Annotated in this window: 1 protein-coding gene; it reads left to right on the plus strand. The window is 47.4% G+C overall.

Annotated elements, in window-relative coordinates; genetic code table 11:
- The coding region (locus AC1DPQ_RS27545; RefSeq protein ID WP_477611535.1) for a DUF5977 domain-containing protein at positions 1-1,458 on the plus strand (1,458 nt) is incomplete at both ends.

Below are 1,458 nucleotides of genomic sequence, written 5' to 3' on the forward strand. Positions count from 1 at the left end.
GCGGTGATGAGATCTATTCACTTCAGTTCAAGAAGAAAAATGGGGAGTTGATCAAAGTGAAGGAGACGGACCGTCACTTTACCATAGCGCCCGGACAGTCTGCGATCAGGGGATACGTGATCAAGAAGAACTTTAGCGTACGCTGTGTCTCGGATGTCCAGGTAGCGCCGGATGAGTGGGAGTTCGCTCCATACGACGCGGCCTATTATGAGCTGATCTCTGGCTGGAAATACCTCGATCAGGAAACGGTAACAGACTATGACCTCAACGGTGGGCAACCGGTTACGGTACAATCAAACTTTAACTACAACCCATCTACCCAACTGATGTCCTCAACAAATAGATTGTCAAGCGATGGCGGTACCCGGTCCACGGAGTATTTTTATAGTGCTGATTATGCATCGGTTCTCGGGCTGGATCCCGCACAGGCCTCAATACTCTCGCAGATGAGCACAACGGGCAATACCTCGGCACCGGTTTTAACCCTCAATAAGGTCAATGGAAACGTGGTAGAGGCTTCAAGGATAGACTATCAGTACAATCCGAAGACCAATCACATTGTAGCCTCTTCCATCAATGCCTTCAATACTGTTGGCCAGATCTATGAACCATCGGTACAGCTTATTGAATATAATGATGCGGACAGGCTGACGATGACCTCAAAGAGGGGCGCATCGCCTGTGTCTTATCATTGGAGGTCTGACAATACCAGTCCAAACGCCATGGCAAATAATGCCTCTCCTTCAGAGTTCTATTCAGAAAATTATGAGGAGGATCCCTTGGCGCTGGTGGGGCAGGCCCATTCAGGCAGCAGGTATACTACTGCCACCTCAATAAGCTGGCCTGCACCGAACGGAAAAACCTATCTCATTTCTTATTGGTACAGATTGTCCGGTAAATGGTACCAAACCAGGGCGGGCTATAACGGAGCTACTCATACCTTAAGCGGTGGGGATGCATATGATGACATCAATATTTATCCAGTCGATGCGCTGATAACCAGTTATACCTTTGAGCCGCTGGTGGGGATGACTGGACAGACCGATGCGAAAGGGTTATCGACATTTTATGAGTACGATGGTTTTGGAAGATTGTCGCTGGTTAAAGACCAGAACGGTGATATTGTCAAGCATTTGGTCTATAATTATATTACTTCTGCAGTTGGTACTTATGGTAATGATCTGCTTAGCCAGGTATTTACGCGTAATAATTGCGCCACGGGACAGATACCCGGGCAGATAACTTATACTGTTCAGGCCGATACCTATACGGCTACCAGTAAATCCGCTGCCAATGCACTCGCACAGGCTGATATCAATACGAACGGTCAGGCCTATGCAAATGCCAATGCTGTTTGTACAACCTGTAGTGGAAATGACAAAAAGATAATCAATGGGATATGTGAAACAGGGGTAAAGGTCTATACATCCTCTATTCCCAAGCCTGGTGGGGTCTACC

It is taken from the genome of Pedobacter sp. 01T416_2 (assembly GCF_056398925.1).